Source organism: Alkalibacterium sp. s-m-28 (genome assembly GCF_054658175.1).
On the sequence record NZ_BAAGIQ010000360.1, the window covers coordinates 1 to 282 of the forward strand.

At 41.1% G+C, this 282-nt stretch carries 1 protein-coding gene; it reads right to left on the bottom strand.

All coding sequences use genetic code 11. The features are described from left to right. Nucleotides 1–282 (bottom strand): transposase (locus ACYQ4S_RS12615; RefSeq protein WP_459771530.1); only part of this gene is annotated, 282 nt, incomplete at both ends.

Genomic DNA, 282 nt, shown 5'->3' on the forward strand with positions numbered 1-282 from the left:
GTTTTCCGAAGGTGTCTGAGTGAGTAGAATCCACGTCAATGATCATATGCTGTGTATTTTTCTGGCCGATATAGATAGTGGTCAATGCCTTGGCAATTGATTGAAGTTGAACGATATTCTCCTCCGATAGTTGATGAATAAAACGAGAAACCATTGACTGTGAACCTAAGGTCGTTTTATTTAGCCCCTGCTGAAAAACTGGATCGTGACGCAGCCAATTGGCTGAAGAATCCGTTGAGTAACCGGCTATTAACTGCACAAGAACCTGCATAAATAAATCAA